This window comes from Micromonospora gifhornensis, assembly GCF_016863515.1.
GTDB lineage: Bacteria > Actinomycetota > Actinomycetes > Mycobacteriales > Micromonosporaceae > Micromonospora > Micromonospora gifhornensis.
In genome coordinates, this window is sequence record NZ_BOPA01000091.1 from 1 (window position 1) to 2,290 (window position 2,290).

The 2,290-nt window shown below is 67.5% G+C and carries 1 protein-coding gene and 2 pseudogenes; all 3 read left to right on the forward strand.

Annotation, left to right across the window (positions count from 1 at the left end; all coding sequences use genetic code 11):
- Positions 1–703 (forward strand): annotated as a pseudogene (locus tag Vgi01_RS30215) (IS481 family transposase); the annotation flags it as partial.
- A gap of 489 nt (positions 704–1,192) precedes the next feature.
- Positions 1,193–1,741: a hypothetical protein gene (locus tag Vgi01_RS30220; RefSeq protein ID WP_239089267.1), complete on the forward strand. Its 549-nt coding sequence runs from the start codon at positions 1,193–1,195 to the stop codon at positions 1,739–1,741.
- Between the two features lie 264 nt (positions 1,742–2,005).
- Positions 2,006–2,290, forward strand: a pseudogene (locus Vgi01_RS30225) (transposase); the annotation flags it as partial.

Here is a 2,290-nt window from a genome sequence, read left to right on the forward strand (position 1 = left end):
GTCGGGCAACCTGATGGTGTGTCAACGCCAGTTCTGGATGGGCACCCACCGGGCCGGCATGGTGGCCCGGATCTGGGCCGACTGCGACCTTATCCACATCCTCATCGCCGGCATCCGGATCAAAACCGTCCGCTCCCACCTGAGCGTCAACGACCTGGCCACCCTCGTCCGGCAAGGCGCCGTCCCGGCCGGCCCATCACCACTACCCCCGATCGAGGACGGCGACGCCGTCGAGGTCGAACGCTGCGTCAACCGAGGCGGCGGCGTCTCCCTCGGCCAACACATCGTCCTGGCCGCCGAGATCCTCGCCGGCCGCCGCGTCGGCATCCGAATCGAACCGACCACCCTCATGTTCTACGACCTCGACACCCGCGAACTACTCCGCACCCGCCCCAACCCACTACGCCCCGAACAGATGAAACGCCTCCGCGGCACCCGACCAGCCGGACCACCACCACGCCCCTCGATCGAACCCGTCCGAGTGCAACGGCGAGCCTCCAACAGCGGCATCATCATGGTCGCCGGCCAGAAAGTCGCCCTCGGCCGACTCCACCGCCACCAGACCGTCACCGTGACCGTCTCCGAAACGACCCTGGCCGTCGAACTCACCGACGGCGACACCAAGGTCATCCGCCGCACCACCACCCAGCCAGTCCGTAGCATCAAAGGCCAGCGACCGCGGATCGCTACCTCAGTTTCCTAGACCATCCGTCGCACATCACCTGGCAGAGCTGCGTCGCACATCAGCTGTCGGATCACACGTCGGCAGTCGGCAGTCGGCAGTCGGCCGCATCCGTCGAGAAAGTCCATGTCGGAGGTAGAGTCCGCGACCGTGGATGAGGTGACTTGGCTCAATGTCATCACCGTGCTCATTGCCCTGGGTGGCGTGGTCGTGGCGGTGCGCTGTCCTGGGTGGTGTCGCGTGGCTCACGTAGCGAAGCACGGCGCTCAGCCGACGCTGCCGAGGTGTCGGCAAAGGCAGCCATCCCCAGTCCCGGCCCTGCGGGCGCGGCAACCCCGAGCCTTCCGCCGTCGCTGGCCGGCGCCTCGGACACGATGCGCGAGAGCCGGGGATCGATCGAGCGCGGGGAAGGCGTACGGCGTGACTGCCCAAAACGGGGTTGTGGAGCCGCCGTTCCTTGACCGGCCTGATTCCCACGCCAACCTTCGCTGCAGCGGCTTGAATGGTGGTGTGCAGGTCAGCAAGGACGGGCGGGGCTGGTGCGTCGGCACTGCCGCCGACGTGGGCTGGATCGCCGGGCACACCACTGCCGGCGTCTCGATCACCACCGCCATCCCGCCGATCTTCGACGCCTACGCCACCGCCTACGAGCACGCCCTGATCGAGGACCTCACCACGCACACCTCCGACCAGCCATGGTGGCTGGCCTACCTCGACACCGGCGCCCACGACGTCGTCTTCCCCCACGCCCCGAGGGTGTTCCTCTACTGGAACTGGCCGTACGTGCTGGTCCAGGCCGGCCCCGAGCAAGCCCTCACCTGGCGCGCCGGTGGTCACATCCGCCACCCGCACGGCGCGCTACCCGACCTGTTCTTCCCCGCCGACCGGTCATGGCTGGTCTCCGCTCTCTGGGACGACACCTGGACCTGCGTCGGCGGCCCGGCACCACTGATCCACACCTGGAACATGACCCGGCGGCCAATGCCCGCCAGGTCCGACTCAACAAGGACGCATTGCCGCCGGGGCTGGTTCGCGAGTGACGACCCACGTCCCGGGTAGCGGTCAGCCTCCGATCGTGGCTAACGCCTCCACTTCTCGGCGGGACGGCAGTCGCTGGTCGGTTTGCCGTAGATCCGCTTGCCATCCGGACCCGTGTAGCAGTGCTCGAGTTGGTCTTCGGCCTGGAACAGCGGGCGCCTGTCGATCTCCGTCCCGTGGGCGTCGTAGCTGACTAAGAGTTCCTAACGAAATGATGTTGGGCGTGTCCTCGGGACGTGAGGGTCGTTCTGTCTGAGCGTGAGGAGGGGTGAGCAGCCGCCGTGGATCGTCTCGGACGAACTCTGGGCCGAGATCGCGCCGCTGCTGCCACCCCGTCCGCCCAGGCGGCGTCGGTTTCCGGGCCGTAAGCCTCTCGATGACCGCAAGGTGTTGTGCGGGATCCTGTTCGTGCTCTACACCGCGATCCCGTGGGAGTACCTACCCCAGGAACTCGGGTTCGGGTCGGAATGACGTGCTGGCGCAGGCTGCGGGACTGGAACGACGCCGGCGTCTGGCAACAACTGCATGAAGTCCTGCTGGGCAGACTCCGGGCCGCCGGGCAACTCGATC